This is a genomic window from Vibrio gangliei (assembly GCF_026001925.1).
Taxonomy (GTDB): domain Bacteria; phylum Pseudomonadota; class Gammaproteobacteria; order Enterobacterales; family Vibrionaceae; genus Vibrio; species Vibrio gangliei.
The window spans coordinates 126147-143633 of sequence record NZ_AP021870.1 but is presented as its reverse complement, the minus strand read 5'-3'; the positions used below and the strand labels follow the sequence as shown (position 1 = coordinate 143633).

Genomic DNA, 17487 nt, shown 5'->3' with positions numbered 1-17487 from the left:
TTGCAACACACCTAAAACAAAAAACCACCTCAAACTGAGGTGGTTTTTATTTCATCTTAAACCAAGAAATATTGATAAGAATTAGGTGGCTATATTAACGGTAATTTGCAATTTCAACGGTAACTTAGAAAGACGTTTTTCAATGGTTTGACGAGTTTGTTCTATATCTTCAATCAAAATTTCTTCACAGTTATTATCAGGAAGAATGTCCACATCAATCCACAGCTCCTGCCCGACTTTTGCAACACCGGCCAATTCAATCTCTTGGTCTGATTCTTTACCTGCCGCGACAACACTTTGGTCTACGCTGTGGCAGATTTCTTTGCTCGGTGCCATCAAGAAGATTTCTCTCAAGGCCGAACGCAACATATCTAATGGGACTTTGATGAAATAAAACGACATCGCTAGCATCATTAATGGGTCGGCATACACCGCATATTTAGCAGCCGGCGTTAATGTCATTAACCATGCCACCACAAAGCTGGCTGTTACCGCAACACTCAATAATGTGTCCATTTGCCATTGCTTTACTTCTGCATCAATTAAACCCGAAGAGCGTTTTTTATTTAGTGATGCCATGTACCACCACGCTAAACCACAGCCTAGAACATTAATCGCACCAAACGCGGTGGCAATTGACGCATCCACTTCGCGTCCACCAGTAAATAATGAACCAATGGCTGAATACAATGAATAGGCCACGATCAATAAAATCACTGCGCCTTTTATGGCAATCACTGCTGGCTGAAACAGGGCACGACCAAAAGTAAATTGGTTATCAGAAGGCTTTCGAATATATCGTGCCGCTGTGAGCGACAATAAAGTTAACAGTAAGCTCACTAAAGAATATACACCGTCAAACATGATGACCAACGAGCCAACTAATAAACCCACCACCAAACCACCACCAGCAAACATTGACGCTAAAAGGGCTGAAAGAGTTAAAACGCGATTTTCTTTATAATTTGTTTGAGCACACATTTTATTTACACCAGTAGAAAACTGAATGTATTTTGGCTGAAAGGCGGGACTTTACAATAACGATTTGTACAAGCTAACGAGGGCGAGACTTCTAAAAGAAATTTTTTAATTAAATTTCAATCACTTGAAATCAAAAACAAGCGTCATAAAATTTGACACTGAGTGAGTTTGTCCTCTTTTTTGAAGCTAATATCAAGGTGAAATTAAACGCACTCTTGTTGTTTAGATGGAATATCGAAAAAATTGAAATCACGCAAAATCGAGTGGTTAGAAATCAAATAAGTAGTCACTCACTTTATCTGCGAGCCAAGTCATCGCAGGATTTTCAGCACTACCAGCAATACTGAACATACAAAAATCTTCTTGAGTTAACCCGTAAGTATGTCGAATAACCGACAAACGCTGCTCACGTAAATGATGACGAATAAGAGGTTCCGGCAGTACGCCCCAAGCGTTTTCACTTAAAATCGTCGACAGCATATATTCGAAACTAGAAAAACCAATGTAGCGATGCGAGAAAGGCTCAAGGCTGGAGTTATCTTGCTCATTGAGATAAACCATCACCGCTTGCATCGACTTTCTTAGCTCTTGATCACTGACCCTTTTCAGCTTAATCAACGGATGCGTAGCACTACATACTGACATCATGCGAATTTTGCCAAGTGGCTGATAACCAATACGAGGATCATCTAACCGCTCATAATCCACACCAAAAGCAAAATCCACTTGTTGTGTGGCCACTAGATTGGCTAAATCACCACTTGAAGCAAGAATGATATTAAAAGAAGTGTTCGGAAACAGTTTGTTCAGTGAATGGGCAAGATCTTGCCATAAGTAATCGGGTAAAGAATCATCTCGAGCGACCCAGACTTCAGCCGCAAATTCATCAGAAACCTGCGCGCAAGTATGTCGTATACGAGAAGCGGTAATCATCATGGTCTCACAATCTTTGTAGATCGCTTTTCCTGCTTCTGAGAGCGTCAAGTTATTGCCCGTGCGAACAAACAGCTCGACGCCTAATTCTGTTTCTAATGCTTTGATCGCCATGCTCAATTTAGTGCGATTACACTCTAATTGACGTGCCGCTTCTGAAACCGAACCGGTGTTGGCAATAGTGCAAAATGCTTCGATTTGAGACAGATTCATAGGCCGCTTACTCAGTTGACATTTGGGGCATGATAAACAATTTCTCACGCATTGCCTATCCACTCGCCGTCAACTAATCTCAGGTTTCAAGCGCGACAAATCACCCTGAACAAGTTGCGCGATTACACACTTCGCCCAACGTGGTTGTGGCAGCGTTTTTACCAAAAATTTTACTTTTTTGCGCCAGATATAATTCGGCGGTCGAGATCGCATCGACCAAAGCATTATGCGCATTGTAGTCAGGTAAACCGTAACGCTTACGCACATCATTTAATTGCAACTCTAATGCCGTCGCTTTTTGATGAAAGGTGAGATGTTTTTCAATTTTCAATGTATCAAGCCAAATCAAAGGCAAACCGTCGAGGCCATATTTTTTCTTAATATAAGAATCAATAAACTTACGCTCGATAATCGCCCCATGCGCCATCACCACTTTACCCATCATTTTGCTAAACAACCGATTCATGGCTTCATCAAGTCTGTCACCCTCAATCAACATTTGCGGCACGATATGATTGATGACCGCACTCTCCGCTTTAATCGTTTGGTCGTCATCCACATAACAATGTGCGGCAGTCCCCATATCGATTTGGTTTTGCTTCATTTGAATATTGCCAATACTCAGTAAGCTGTCTTTTTCGAAATCCAACCCTGTGGTTTCAAAATCCAGCACCAAAAATTCCAAGTCTTTAAGCAAGGTTTCAGGCTCTGGCAACGGTGTTTCAAGCAATAGGGTTAATTCAGGCGACGCTGTCTCTGGGATCACTATCGCTTGACGTTGTTTTTCCAATTTCACTAAAGGGTGAAAATAATGCTTTATTGCTTGTAACATGGTGAATTAGCCTTTGGTGAAGCGCAGTTTCGCGCCTTCTTGTAATTCATTGATGATCTTAAACGCGTCTTTTAAATGCTTACGTTCAAAGCTGCTGAAGGTTTCAGGATCGATATGATTATCGGGCTTTTTGCCTAGCTTCAACGCTTCATTTTGATGGGTAAAACGAACCTGAGTGATAAAGCGGTAAGCGCCGATAATATTCTTATAGCTTTGCTCCGTCATGACACCTTTCTGATAGGCCCATTCAAAACGTTCTTCTGTTCCGGTTAATGTGCCTTCGGCCGATAAACTGTAAATTCGGGCAAGGTCAATGATGAGGTTTAATGCGTATTTTTTGATATTCAAAGTACGGCTGTTATCACCACTCTTTTCCAATACCAAATTATTAAAAATCCCCAATGGTGGCTGCGTATCGACCGCATCTCTCACCAAAGACGGAATAAAACGGTGGCTTTCGGCAATACATTGGTGCAAATGCTGCTGTAACTCCGTCGCCAATTCCCCATTGCCATACAAAGAGCGCACTTCTAAAAACACACTGATGTTGAGTAGCTTATTGTATTCCGGTGTACTCACCCATTTACGGTAATACTCTTTCCAGCGTGATAATGGCTGGCACCATTTTGGTGTCGCGGCCATATATTTACCATCACACAGAGGATAACCACAGGCATCGAGCCCATTACAAACCATCATAGCGAGGTGAGTAAAATAGGCCATATCGGCTTGTGTCGCGCAGTCATCAATGATCAATGCACTATCTTGATCTGATAATAAATGCACTTCGTTGCGAGCATGAGAGCCAGCAACAATCCATGAATAATCACAAGGCGCTGGGCCTAATTTATCTTCGGCGAGTTGAATAATACGGCGGTTAAAGGCATCCATGATCATCGACATCACGGAAGCGACAATATTAGAGGCAACCTGGCTTTCCACTAATGCAGAGAAGATGGTCGTACGTTCATCTTTTAGCATTTTTAGCGCTTCAATCGAATTCGAATATTTGATTTTCTCGATCAAGAATAAAGCTTGAGTACGGTGGTTATGCACTAAATGCGTGGTGGTAATCAGCCCTATCACTTTTTTTCCTTGCACCACAGGCATACAGCGAATATTGAATTGCATCATCAAAGAGATGGCTTCTAGCACCGTCGCATCAGAATGAATCAGTTGTGGGTTGGTGGTCATCACCGTAGAAATAGGCAGCTCGGTATCCACGCCTTTAGAAACAACGCGCGTTGTCATATCACGGTCGGTAATGATGCCAACAATGTCGTCGCCGTCTTTTACTACCGCGCAAGACGATCGCATTTCACCACACATGTACATAGCGACTTGCTTGATGCTGGTCTCTTTATCAACGATCGCAATATTTTCGCTCGCCACTTCAGCCACCCGTCGATAGTAAGGGCCTTTGTTATCAGGCGTCACACGGTACAAAGCTGAGTTCAAACGGGCACGAGCGCGAGTGTCAAAGTATTCAGAATATTGAGGGTTAGATTTAAATAGATTCTGCAAAGTGGAATGAGGCACAAGATATAGCAGACTGTCGGCTAATGCGGTGGCGGTGTAGCCATCTTCGCTATCAGCCAGCGGCTCTAAAAAGGTAAAGCCAAACTGATCTTCTTCCCCTAAGCGAGCACGTAATGAGCCATCTTTCATTCGCTGCTCAACCGCTCCAGTGCGAATAATGTATAAGAAACGCTCTTCACAGCCTGAACTAAAGTGAATTTCTTCACCTTTTGATAAGTAGATGATTTTTACTTTACTGACCACATCTCGTACTACCTCGGTCGGCAGTTTGTCAAAGGGATCAATACGTACAACAAAATCATAGATATTTGGCAATAAAGCGTTGCTCATAAATACGGTCTCTTAATTCAATGTGTCAACAATATCAAAACACCATTTCAAATATAACAAGAAAAGTGAAAACTATGCTTTCGTGCACAAAAAAAGCAGCCAAACGCTGCTTTTTTTATGATTTGCAATTTTGAGCTTAAGACGCTTTCGACATTGGGTATTCGTGGTAACCCAACTGCTCAGAGATATTGCGGCAAGCCACTTGTAGCATATTGACATATTCCGCCATGCGATCTTCATCAAAACGGATGGTTGGGAATGAAATGGATAAGCCCGCAATCACATGACCAAAGCGATCATACACTGGCGCTCCAATACAACGTAAACCCGGTTCTTGCTCTTCATTATCTTCGGCATAACCTTGTTGTTTTACGACTTTCAATTCTTCAAGCAATTGATCGACATTTTCATGTGTCTTTTCTGTGTGCTTAATGAATGTCACGTCTTTCAAAGCATTACGCACAAATTCTTCATCACGTTCCGCTAATAATACTTTGCCAATCGCCGTACTATACAGTGGGTTGCGGCGACCAATACGTGATTGCATGCGCAAGTTGTAGCCAGAATCAATTTTGTGCGTATAAATGATGTGGTCGACATCCAGTGCGCCTAAGTGAAGCGCCTCATTGGTCTTCTCTGAAATATGACGCATTTCTTTATCTGCCAATGTGATGATATCCACATACTCAAGTGATTTTGCGCCCACTTCAAACAACTTTAACGTCAATGAGTATTTATCGGCCTCACCTTCTTGATCCACATAACCCAACATTTTCATCGTTTGTAAGAAACGATATGTCGTACTTTTTGACATCATTAAACGCTGAGATAGCTCGGTAATACCGATATCCTTTTGCTCACCTAGCGCTTGCAAAATCCCAAATACTTTCAGTACTGAGGATACTGCATCAGGTTGCTTACCTTTATCCATAGAGATTAGACCTTTAATTCATGAAAGTTATTCTTATTACTGACCTATTCTATATAGATGTCATTTTTTTTAAAACACCCAGTTCAAAAAAGTGAAACAGAGCGCACGTATTTTCAATAAACTAGATATCCGTCACTTTTAATGAAACAGCTTTTTAAAAATTATTGAAAACGTGTTTTAGTATTGCTAATGTGACAACACATAAACGAAAACACTCTACTCTATTTGTTCATTGCCGACCCAGTAGGAAGGTAAGAAAAGGAAAAAAACTATGATTCTTAATGCATTCAATCTTGAAGGTAAAGTTGCCATCGTAACAGGCTGTGACACTGGTCTTGGTCAAGGCATGGCACTTGGCTTAGCACAAGCGGGCTGTAAAGTGGTTGGTGTTAACTATGCATCACCAGACGAAACCATTGAACTTATGAAAGCGGGTGGTCATACTTTCCTAGATGTTCGTGCCAACCTTCTTACTCAAGATGATATTCCTCGTATCATTGAAACGGCTGTCAATGAATTCGGCAAGATCGATATCCTAGTGAACAACGCTGGTATCATTCGTCGCGAAGACGCAATCGAGTTTTCTGAGCAAAACTGGGACGACGTAATGAACATCAACTCTAAGACTGTGTTCTTCATGTCTCAAGCGGTTGCTCAGCAATACATCAAACAAGGTCACGGCGGTAAGATCATCAACATCGCGTCTATGCTTTCTTTCCAAGGCGGTATCCGTGTACCTTCTTACACTGCATCTAAGAGTGCGGTAATGGGTATCACTCGCGCAATGGCGAACGAGTGGGCAAAACACAACATCAATGTAAACGCAATTGCACCTGGCTACATGGCAACCAACAACACTGCCGCTCTACGTGCAGATGAAGAGCGTAATGCAGCAATTCTAGAGCGTATTCCTGCTGACCGTTGGGGTAAACCAGAAGACGTAGCGGGCCCATGTGTATTCTTAGCTTCTGATGCGGCTAGCTACATCAATGGCTACACTGTAGCAGTAGATGGCGGCTGGTTAGCTCGCTAATACTGAACGACCAGAAAGAAGAAAGGTTGAATTATGTTTGTATATGGTAAAGACGTTGAACTAGAAGATCTTGGTGATGGCGTTAAGCGCAAAATCTTAGCGTACAGTGACAACATCATGTCAGTTGAAGTTCACTTCGAAGACAACGCGGTCGGTTATCTTCACAACCACCCGCATGAGCAACTCACGTATGTTCTGTCTGGTGAATTTGAATTCACTATCGGCGATGAAACGAAAATCGTAAAAGCCGGCGATGCACTCTATAAAGAGCCAAACATCATGCACGGTTGTAAGTGTCTTAAAGCAGGCGTATTGCTAGATAACTTTACTCCAATGCGTAAAGACTTCATCGAGTAACCCTTATTTCGTTCCCTAACCCTCAAAGCAGGCGTTAGGGAACCCAAATTCAAAGTTAACTATTTTCTATTGGAGAAAATCATGAAAATCGCACTAATGATGGAAAACAGCCAAGCAGGCAAAAACGCAACAATTCTTAACGAATTAACTAGCGTTGTTGAGCCACTAGGCCACACAGTTGCTAACGTAGGTATGAGCGATGAAAACGATCATCACCTAACGTACATCCATCTTGGTATTCAAGCTAGCATCCTACTTAACTCTAAAGCAGTAGATTTCGTAGTGGCTGGTTGTGGTACAGGTCAAGGCGCAATGATGTCTCTTAACCTACACCCAGGCGTAGCATGTGGTTACTGCCTAGATCCTTCAGATGCTTTCCTATTCAACCAAATCAACAACGGCAACGCGCTTTCTCTAGCGTTTGCAAAAGGTTTTGGTTGGGCAGCGGAGCTTAACGCACGTTACATCTTCGAGAAAGCATTCACTGGTCCTCGTGGTGAAGGCTACCCAGTTGAGCGTAAAGAACCACAAGTTCGCAACGCAGGTATCCTAGGTGAAGTGAAAGCCGCTGTATGTAAAGAAAACTACCTAGATACGCTACGTGCTATCGACCCAGAATTAGTGAAAACTGCCGTTACTGGCGAGCGTTTCCAAAAATGTTTCTTCGACAACTGCCAAGATGCTGAAATCAAAGCATTTGTTCAGGAAATTTTAGCGTAATACCAATCAAATTAATTAGATGAGCAGAAATTGCGTAGGTAAAAGGCTTGAGAACAAGGCATAAATTTTCGATAAGTAGTTGTTCTACAATCAACTTCTTTATAAACGAAAAGTATAACGCAGTTATCGAGTCTTTTAACAAGCAATAATGGTCAGATAATTAGTACGATTAGTATAGGCTAACGATCCAAACTGCACTACTCTATATGATGTACCTACTTTTGCCGATCTCCCCCAGATCGGCTTTTTTTATTAGCTATCTACCCTGTTAACCTCCCTCTCTTTTTCAAGAAATCTACCTTAATCACAGAAATCAAAACGATGTTCCATTTTAATTGACCCTCATGCGCCAATTATTAATAATAGAGGCAATATTTTTATAGGAGAAAAATTATGCAAGTCAATCGTGTTGCCGTTATTGGCGAATGCATGGTCGAATTACAAAAAGCTGGGGATGAGCTATACAAACAAAGTTTTGGTGGTGATACCTTAAATACTGCGCTATATCTTTCTCGCTTAACCAACCAAGCGATTACTACCTCTTACATAACGGGTTTAGGTAAAGATCCTTTCAGCCAAGCGATGATGGAAGCTTGGAATGATGAGAAAATTGATACTTCTCATGTACATATTTCTGAGACTAAATTACCTGGCTTATACTCAATTTCAACCACGCCAGATGGTGAACGTAGTTTCCAATACTGGCGTAGTGATGCGGCAGCACGTTACTGGTTGCTAGAAAAGAAACTCGACACCATTATTGATGAATTAAGCGATTATCAAATGATCTACCTCAGTGGTGTGAGCTTAGCTATTTTGCCAGAAGAAGCCCTGCAAAAACTGATGTTGGTGCTAAAAGCCTGCAAACAAAAAGGCTGCAAAATCGCGTTTGATAATAACTACCGCCCAGCACTATGGTCTTCTAAAGAGAAAGCTCGCGCAGCTTATCACTCGGTAATAAGCCTTGCGGATATGACCTTCTTAACCTTTGAAGATGAAGAAATGCTGTATGGTGATACCAAGGAGCAGCAAGCGATCGACCGCACTCAAGCGTGTGGCGTCACCGAAATCGTGATTAAACGTGGCGCAGAGCCTTGCATGGTGATCACTCCAGAAGGCACATGGGAAGTCGCAGCCAATAAAGTCGAGAACGTGATTGATACAACGGCCGCAGGCGACTCTTTCAGCGCAGGTTACTTAGCAAAACGCTTAACTGGCGGAAGTGCCGAAGAAGCAGCGCAAATGGGACACAAACTGGCTGGCACGGTAATTTGCTTCCGCGGAGCCATCATTCCAGCCAATGAAATGCCGGCATTAAACTAATTTTGAAAACGAATTTATTAAGGATAAATCATGACAAGCATTAAACAGCGTCTGAGCGAAATTAAAGTGGTTCCTGTTATTGCCATTAAAGATGCGGATAAAGCAGTAAAATTGGCACAAGTGTTGGTTGAAAACGGCCTACCTTGCGCCGAAGTCACATTCCGCACGCCAGCCGCCGCTCAAGCCATCAAAAACATGCGTGAAGCCTACCCAGACATGTTAATCGGTTCAGGTACGGTTCTGACTACAAAACAAGTGGATGAATCTATCGAAGCAGGCGTTGATTTTGTCGTTAGCCCGGGCCTTAACCCAACCACAGTAAAATACTGCCAACAACGTGGCGTGACTATCGTACCTGGCGTCAACAACCCAAGCCTGGTTGAACAAGCGATGGAGCTAGGTTTAGATACATTGAAATTCTTCCCAGCAGAGCCTTCAGGCGGCGTGAACATGCTAAAAGCACTGACTGCCGTTTACCCAGTTAGCTTTATGCCAACTGGCGGCGTGAGCCCGAAAAACGTCAATGATTACCTTGCTATCCCAGCAGTCTTTGCTTGCGGTGGTACTTGGATGATCCCAACCGATCTTATCGACAATGAAAAGTGGGATGAATTAGCTGCGCTTGTGGCTGATGTAGCGAAAGTGATTGCTTAATCACTTCATATATCCCGATAAAAAACCGAGCTTAATATTGCTCGGTTTTTTTGTGCTTCAATTCTATTCAGCTCCTAAAAACGAATACACATCACCTTTTAAAACCATATTTCAACTACTATGTGCTCAAGCAAAAATTTCGTGCGACACAAGCCGTATTATTTCTGGTTAAAATAGCAGCAACCCTTATTTATCAAGTCATCAACGCAATCCCTTCTGTCTTCTAAGACCGTGCTAGAGATCACAGATATTAGCAAAGACAAAAAAATTGAACCTCCGTTTTGATTTTGCGCACATTTTATTTTTACTTTTGGAGGTATGATGCATAAAAATCAAAACGATGTTTCAGGAAGATTATTATGAACTATGATTATTTAGTGATTGCTGGATATTTCGCCCTGATGGTTCTCATCAGCGTTCTATTCAAAAAAATGGCGAGCAACAGCACCAGTGACTACTTCCGTGGGGGCGGTAAAATGCTCTGGTGGATGGTTGGTGCAACTGCCTTTATGACTCAATTCTCTGCATGGACGTTCACCGGTGCCGCTGGTAAAGCATTTAGCGATGGTTTCGCTATCCTATTTGTTTTCTTCGGCAACATGTTGGCTTACGTTTTTGCCTACTTCTATTTTGCACGTCGCTTCCGCCAAATGCGCGTTGATACACCAACAGAAGGTGTTCGTCGTCGCTTCGGTTCTGTGAACGAGCAATTCTTTACTTGGGTTATCATCCCACTAAGCGTCATCAACGCAGGTGTATGGTTGAACGGCCTAGGTGTATTCGCTTCAGCAGTATTTGATGCAGACATCATTACGACTATCTACGTAACCGGTGCAGCTGTATTGGCTATCTCGCTAATCAGTGGTGCTTGGGGTGTGGTAGCGTCTGACTTCATTCAAACCCTAGTTGTTGCGGTTATCTCTGTTGCTTGTGCAGTTGTGGCGCTATTTGTTGTTGGCGGCCCAGGTGAAATCGTAACGAACTTCCCTGGTGGCTTCTTCATTGGCCCTGACATGAACTACCCTATGCTACTTGTTGGTTCTTGCTTATTCTTCCTAGTAAAGCAATTACAAAGTATCAACAACATGCAAGAGTCTTACCGTTTCCTTAACGCAAAAGATTCGAAAAATGCTAGCAAAGCGGCTCTTATGGCGCTAGTAATGATGGCAATTGGTGCAATTGTTTGGTTCATCCCACCTTGGGCAACCGCGATTCTATACCCAGATGCAGCGGCTGCTTACCCTAACTTAGGCGCGAAAGCATCGGATGCAGTTTACCTAGTATTTGCCCGCGAAGTGATGCCGATTGGCACGGTTGGTCTTCTAATGGCAGGTCTATTTGCGGCTACCATGTCTTCAATGGACTCTGCACTGAACCGTAACTCTGGTATCTTTGTTCGCAGCTTCTGGGCAACCGTAGTACGCAAAGGTAAAGCGTCTGATAAAGAACTATTACGTGCAGGTCAAGTGGCGTGTCTTATCAACGGTATCCTTGTTATCTTGATGGCTCAATTCTTCAACTCATTGAAGCACCTAAGCCTGTTTGATTTGATGATGCAAGTTGCGACGCTACTGCAATCACCAATCCTAGTTCCATTGTTCTTGGGTATCATCATCCGTAAGACACCAAAATGGGCGCCATGGGCAACAGTTCTTGTCGGTATGTTCGTGTCTTACCTAGTAGTAACGGTATTCACTCCACAATTCGTAGCAAGCTGGTTCGGTATTGAATCACTAACAGGTCGTGAAACATCAGACTTCAAGACAATGATCACAATCGCTGCTCACTTGTTCTTAACCGCTGGTTTCTTCTGTGCAACGACTCTGTTCTACAAAGAAGAGAAAGATACTCACCTTGAAGAAACAAAAGCGTTCTTCGAAGATGTGGACACAGAGTGTATCGCAGAAGACGGCCAAGACGAAGTTGACCGCATGCAACGTCAAAAACTAGGTACGCTAGTAAGCTACATGGGGTACGGTCTAACCGCGATGGTTCTGATTCCAAACCCAATGTGGGGGCGCGCATTATTCCTAGCTTGTGCGATAGCCATCCTAGTCTTTGGATACTTACTTAAGAAGAGTGCCAAAGCCGATAATGCAACCGTGGCTAATGCAACCAACTAATTAAATCAATGAATAATAAACAGCCAGTCCTAGTTACTGGCTGTACTTTTAGGAGAATATTATGGCTAAAGGTCAAATCATCGATCTACAATTTGAAACTTTCGTAGATTCAGATACTAACAACAAAGTCACTCGTTTAACGCCGACTAACGTTATCTGTCACCGTAACTACTTCTATCAAAAATGCTTCACCACTGATGGTTCTAAGCTTTTATTTGCTGGTGACTTCGATGTGGTTAACGGCGAAGCAAACCGCAACTATTACCTGCTTGATCTAAAAACCCAAAAAGCCACTCAGCTTACTGAAGGCAAAGGAGACAATACCTTTGGCGGTTTTATCTCAACTGACGACAAATCGTTCTTCTACGTGAAAAACGAATTAAACCTAATGAAAGTTGACCTGGAGACACTAGAAGAAAAAGTGATCTACACCGTTGATGAAGAATGGAAAGGTTATGGCACTTGGGTTGCGAACTCTGACTGTACTAAACTCGTGGGTATCGAAATCAAGAAAAGCTGTTGGAAACCTCTCACTTCTTGGGAAAAATTCGCTGAGTTCTACCACACCAACCCAACCTGTCGTTTAATCAAAGTTGATATCGAAACTGGCGCGTTAGATGTAGTACATCAAGACGATGCCTGGTTAGGTCATCCTATTTATCGCCCGTTTGACGACAATACTATCGGCTTCTGTCATGAAGGCCCACACGACCTTGTAGATGCGCGTATGTGGCTAGTGAATGAAGATGGTAGCAATGTTCGTAAGATCAAAGAACACGCCGAAGGTGAGTCTTGCACGCATGAATTTTGGATTCCAGATGGCTCAGCAATGGCTTACGTTTCTTACTTCAAAGGCCAAACGGAGCGCGTGATCTTCAAAGCCAATCCAGAAACACTCGAAAACGAAATGGTGATGGAAATGCCACAATGTTCTCACCTAATGAGTAACCACAACGGTACGCTTATGGTGGGTGATGGCAGCGATGCGCCTGTGGATGTCAACGACACTGACGGCTACGATATCGAAAACGACCCGTTCTTATACATTCTTAATACTGAGAAGAAGAGCTTTGCCCGCCTAGCAAAACACAGTACATCTTGGGAAGTGTTAGACGGAGACCGTCAAATTACCCACCCTCACCCATCATTTACCCCGGGTGATACTGGCGTATTATTTACTAGCGATTTCGAAGGTGTACCTGCGGTTTACATCGCAGAAGTTCCAGAAGAATTAAAGGCATAATCTCGTGTAAAACAACACATTTTTAACAACCACCGAATCCCAGTTAACAGCCTGTTAACTGGGATTTTTTATGCCTATCACACCAGTTATTTCGCGCCACATTTTAAACTCATAAGTAACGTGAATCTGTTCACATTCCTAATCACACAAAGTTACCAAGATCACAAATCAAACCAACCTTTCTTTTAAAATAGAACACTGTTTCACTATAGTATTTAGGCAAGAAGAAAGTGTCTTTGCAACAACAAAAATAATAATCAAAAGGACTGTGAAAATGAAAAAATTGCTTTTAGTACCAATGGTTGCAATCGCGTTAACCTCCATGGGCGCGTCTGCTGCTAGCATCAACCTTCGTCATGAATTTATTCCTGAAGAAGGCGACATGGCTTCACGTCACCGTGATCGTATGACACTGGCTCATACTTTTGCGAATGGTATCGGTATCAGTGGTGAGATCAAATGGGGCTACGCTGGAGATGATGTCAACCTAGGTGAAATCAAAAGTGTTGGCCATGAAACAAAAGTTAGCTACAACTACAAAGCATTCGATAGCTTCACTTTACAACCTGCTTATGCAATCGATGCTGGTGACTCTTCAGTAACTCATAAACTGGATTTAAAAGGTACTCAAAAGCTTACCGATGATTGGAACGTCGCATTACGTTACCGCTATGGTTATAAAAACGTTTCTGATCCTGGTACAGACAACAGCCACTACAATCAGTTGAACCTAACCAGTGGTTATAACATTGGCGACTTTGGGCTCGGTATTGATTTTGAATATAAATTCGAACAATCAGACAGCTCAGGCTACGACGGTGATAACAACTATCTAAACCTAGTTAACTTAACCGCAGAATATAAAGGCTTTGAAAGCGGCTGGAGACCTTTTATGGAATTCGGTATGGTCAGCCAAAATACTGACGGAATGAAAGAAGGTAAAGATGAGTACGTTCCTCGCTACCGTGTCGGCCTAAAATACAACTTCTAATAAACCTATCTACATTAAAGAGTTTATATCGCTATATATAAACTCTTTTTTCTTTTCGCTTTAAAGGACGTGACGATGAAAAAGAAAACTCTAACAGGCTTAATTGCTCTTGCGCTTAGCCCACTTGCCGCCCACGCAGCGCTACCGGATGTTAACTCACTTGAATGGCATGCAGTTACGTTTGGCCAGTCAACTGACTTAAACTTCGGATCCACCATCTTGCCGGAAAAAGTCGGCACTAACCAAGTGACCGTTGATGGTAAAAAAATCACTTCAGGTAAACTTGAAAAGCACTTCACCATTGAAAGCCGCGGCGGCAAATTAGCGAACTCTCACGAAGGTGTCACATACTACTACACAGCTCTACCAACCGATGTGAACTTTACGCTTTCTGCCACCGTCACGCTTGACCAACTTGGCCCAGAAACGGGCGCTGCGCCAAACCGCCAAGAAGGTGCAGGTATTATGGTGCGCGATATCGTCGGTAAACCACGTCTCGATCCACAACCTCTGGGCATGGAAGAATTCCCAGCGGCTTCAAACATGGTGATGAACGCATTCCGTGCTAATAAAAAAGGCGATGCGAACGGCTTAACCAACATCAATGGTAATTATCGCGAGGGTATCTACCACCCTTGGGGCACAGGCGGCAATAAAATGTACCGCGATGAGTACCTAAAAGGCGTGAAGTTTGGTGAATCACTTAAATACACTATGTCAGTAACTCGTACTGACGAAACATTCGAAGTCACGTTCAGCGATGGCAAAACAACGAAAACTGTGCCTCTTAAAGACGCACCGGCAAACCTAGTTGAAATGCAAGATCCTGATAATCAATATGTTGGTTTCTTCGCTTCACGTAACGCAAAAATTTCTGTGTATGATGTGGATTTAAAACTGTCTGAAGCTAACACCAAAGACGCACCAAAATACCAAGCACCACAAAATAAACTGGTATTTGAAAATGCCTCTTCAGCACACACAGCCAGTGACGATTACTACGTTCAAGCGCGTGCCAACTACGCCGGTACATTCTCTGTGACTCAAGATGGTAAAGAGATTGTTTCAGGTGAAAAAGTGGAAGCGGGTGCGCTATTTAGCCACAAAGCCGATCTTGATAAAGCGTCAAGCAACTTTGAAATTACCTTTACAGCGGCAGAAGGCCCAGATCTTAAACCTAAAGTACAAAAAGTCACTGTAACGAAATCTGTAATTGATAACCCAGAGAAAATCTACGTTAGCCCGAATGCCACCGCTGCGGGTGATGGCAGCGAAGGCAAACCGGTTAACCTAGAAACCGCGCTGCAACTACTGGCACCGGGTGGCACTATTTACCTAGAAGACGGTGACTACCCTGCCACTAAGATTTCAGCAGAGTTCAGTGGTGTAGAAGGTAAAGAAAAAACACTCGTTGCACTGGGCGATAACGTTCGCTTTACGGGTGAAGTAGTTCATTCTGCTCATTACTGGCACTACAAAAATATCGAAATCGCTGGCGGCCAATTTATTGTTTACGGTAGCCACAACACCTTCGAGAAAATGTTGACTCACGGAGCGCCGGATACTGGCTTCCAAATCACCTCTCCTGAAGGTGTAGGTCGCGCATTATGGGCAAGCTACAACACAGTCATGGATAGTGAAAGCTACAACAACATGGATAAATCTCGCATCAACGCCGATGGTTTCGCAGCCAAAATGCGCGTGGGTGATGGTAACACCTTTATCCGTTGTATCTCGCACCACAATGCGGATGACGGCTGGGATCTATTCAACAAAGTGGAAGATGGCCCGAACGGTGTGGTAACTATTATCGATTCTATCGCGTTCAAAAATGGTCAAACGCTAGACCATCCAAATTCAGGCGGCACCATTGGTAACGGCTTTAAATTGGGCGGCGAAGGCTTACCAGTCAACCACGTCATCAAAAACAGCCTAGCGTTTGCCAACAACATGGACGGCTTTACCGACAACTTCAACCCTGGTTCATTAACGGTTGAAAACAACGTCTCAATCGACAATAAGCGCTTTAACTACCTATTCCGTTTAAGCCCATATTCAGATGAGATCAAACAAGGCACATTCACAGGTAATACCTCTCTGCGTTTCTACCAAACCAGTAAATACGATGATTCTGTCAGTGCAGATAAGTCGGTTGATAATGCTTTCTATGAAAAAGGCAAAACACAATTTACTGACGGTAACACCATCAAACCTGAGCTACTTGAGAAACTAAAACAAGCAGCGAAGATTGATGAGTCGAAGCCAATGCCAGGTCGAGATGAAGCCTTAGCACTGAAAGAGTTGCTTAAATAACCGCACATAAAATGAAGCGCCGGTGGTATTCAGGCGCTCTCGATTAAGACCACAAATCAAACAAGCCCCCAGTTTATAACTTACTGGGGGTTATTTTTTTAGCCGCGAAGTTAATCGTTCTCGTGTACCAGATAAGTGCAAACGCATTGCTGCTCTTGCAGCATCAGGATCTCCCAATTCAATGGCATGGCATATTTGTTCATGTTCTTTTAAAGCCTGAATTTTTCTTTGAATTGGAGTAATCTGTTGTTTTTCTGGTACTAAATGACTATCAATGTATTTTAATAAACCAAGAAAATGTGGGTTTTTTGAGGCGATAGCAATAGCGTAATGAAAATTTAGATCTGCTTGGAGCGGTGGTTTTTCTTCATTAATCATACTTTCCATTTCTACAATAGCGGCTTTAATACGCTGTAAATCTTTCTCTGTTCTATTTTTAGCCGCCATCAACGCTGTTTCAGCTTCAATAGCAATACGCATATCTAAAATATAACCAAGCTTTTCTGCAGCAGGTGCATCCGTATCTTTAAGCTGAAATCCATCAAGCAAAGGCTTAGGAAGCACAAATGCTCCTTTCCCCTGCCGAGTTTCAATTAAATTATTTGCTCTCAAATTGGCTATCACTTCTCGTATTACCGTCCGGCTCACATTAAATTGCTCAATCAACTCATGCTCAGATGGTAACTTATCCCCCGCTTGATACTTACCATTATCAATTTCAGAGATTAGATCTTGAATAACATCTGTCGATAATCGACCGGATTTTTTCATTCTTAACATTCCTTAAATTAGCCACCCAACTTGTATTACAAGCATTAGTAATTTAAACAAACGACTAAATAACAAACGTGACCAAACTCACACATTATTCCATTTATAGATAAATAGTATATATTTACAGCAAAAATGAGATCAAAACACCATTAATCTATAATCCACACTGATACATTTACCGCATAAGATAACACCAA

Annotated in this window: 15 protein-coding genes; 9 read left to right on the top strand and 6 right to left on the bottom strand. The window is 42.6% G+C overall.

Translation table 11 applies throughout. The features are described from left to right. Positions 1-81: 81 nt before the first annotated feature. The 5 genes from Vgang_RS12670 to kdgR form a co-directional block, all read right to left on the bottom strand. Positions 82-981 (bottom strand): cation diffusion facilitator family transporter, encoded by a 900-nt coding sequence (locus tag Vgang_RS12670; RefSeq protein WP_105901217.1) that lies wholly within the window; start codon positions 979-981, stop codon positions 82-84. Positions 982-1248: 267 nt separating this feature from the next. Continuing rightward, positions 1249-2127, bottom strand: coding sequence for a LysR family transcriptional regulator (locus Vgang_RS12665; RefSeq protein ID WP_105901216.1), 879 nt, complete (start codon positions 2125-2127; stop codon positions 1249-1251). 100 nt (positions 2128-2227) lie between these two features. Then, on the bottom strand, positions 2228-2959 hold the full coding sequence (locus Vgang_RS12660) for an exonuclease domain-containing protein (RefSeq protein ID WP_105901215.1): 732 nt from the start codon (positions 2957-2959) through the stop codon (positions 2228-2230). Between the two features lie 6 nt (positions 2960-2965). Further along, a complete protein-coding gene (locus Vgang_RS12655; protein WP_105901214.1) occupies positions 2966-4828 on the bottom strand; it encodes a DUF294 nucleotidyltransferase-like domain-containing protein in 1863 nt (620 codons plus the stop codon). Positions 4829-4964: 136 nt separating this feature from the next. Then, positions 4965-5759: a DNA-binding transcriptional regulator KdgR gene (gene kdgR / locus Vgang_RS12650; RefSeq protein WP_170066815.1), complete on the bottom strand. Its 795-nt coding sequence runs from the start codon at positions 5757-5759 to the stop codon at positions 4965-4967. A gap of 271 nt (positions 5760-6030) precedes the next feature. Between kdgR and kduD the strand changes: the two genes are divergently transcribed. The 9 genes from kduD to Vgang_RS12605 all read left to right on the top strand — a co-directional run bounded on the left by kduD (position 6031) and on the right by Vgang_RS12605 (position 16516). Next, positions 6031-6792 (top strand): 2-dehydro-3-deoxy-D-gluconate 5-dehydrogenase KduD, encoded by a 762-nt coding sequence (gene kduD / locus Vgang_RS12645; RefSeq protein WP_105901212.1) that lies wholly within the window; start codon positions 6031-6033, stop codon positions 6790-6792. Positions 6793-6825: 33 nt separating this feature from the next. Beyond that, positions 6826-7149, top strand: a complete 324-nt coding sequence (locus tag Vgang_RS12640; protein WP_105901211.1) for a cupin domain-containing protein — start codon at positions 6826-6828, stop codon at positions 7147-7149. 81 nt (positions 7150-7230) lie between these two features. Beyond that, entirely contained in the window at positions 7231-7869 is a 639-nt protein-coding gene (locus Vgang_RS12635) for an RpiB/LacA/LacB family sugar-phosphate isomerase (RefSeq protein WP_105901210.1), read from the top strand. A 393-nt stretch (positions 7870-8262) separates the two neighbouring features. Continuing rightward, positions 8263-9192 carry a 2-dehydro-3-deoxygluconokinase gene (locus tag Vgang_RS12630; protein WP_105901209.1) on the top strand — a complete coding sequence of 310 codons (930 nt, stop codon included), beginning with the start codon at positions 8263-8265 and terminating at the stop codon, positions 9190-9192. A gap of 30 nt (positions 9193-9222) precedes the next feature. After that, entirely contained in the window at positions 9223-9846 is a 624-nt protein-coding gene (locus Vgang_RS12625) for a bifunctional 4-hydroxy-2-oxoglutarate aldolase/2-dehydro-3-deoxy-phosphogluconate aldolase (RefSeq protein ID WP_105901208.1), read from the top strand. A 359-nt stretch (positions 9847-10205) separates the two neighbouring features. Then, entirely contained in the window at positions 10206-11969 is a 1764-nt protein-coding gene (locus Vgang_RS12620; RefSeq protein ID WP_105901207.1) for a sodium:solute symporter family protein, read from the top strand. Positions 11970-12030: 61 nt separating this feature from the next. Next, positions 12031-13212, top strand: coding sequence for an oligogalacturonate lyase family protein (locus tag Vgang_RS12615; RefSeq protein WP_105901206.1), 1182 nt, complete (start codon positions 12031-12033; stop codon positions 13210-13212). 274 nt (positions 13213-13486) lie between these two features. Then, the gene (locus Vgang_RS12610) at positions 13487-14203 is read left to right on the top strand and encodes an oligogalacturonate-specific porin KdgM family protein (protein WP_105901205.1); all 717 of its coding nucleotides are present in this window, start codon (positions 13487-13489) and stop codon (positions 14201-14203) included. Positions 14204-14278: 75 nt separating this feature from the next. Further along, on the top strand, positions 14279-16516 hold the full coding sequence (locus Vgang_RS12605) for a right-handed parallel beta-helix repeat-containing protein (protein WP_105901204.1): 2238 nt from the start codon (positions 14279-14281) through the stop codon (positions 16514-16516). 90 nt (positions 16517-16606) lie between these two features. Here Vgang_RS12605 and Vgang_RS12600 read toward each other — a convergent pair whose 3' ends face one another. Continuing rightward, complete coding sequence (locus Vgang_RS12600) at positions 16607-17287, bottom strand: FadR/GntR family transcriptional regulator (protein ID WP_170066814.1); 681 nt, start codon at positions 17285-17287, stop codon at positions 16607-16609. Positions 17288-17487 lie beyond the last annotated feature (200 nt).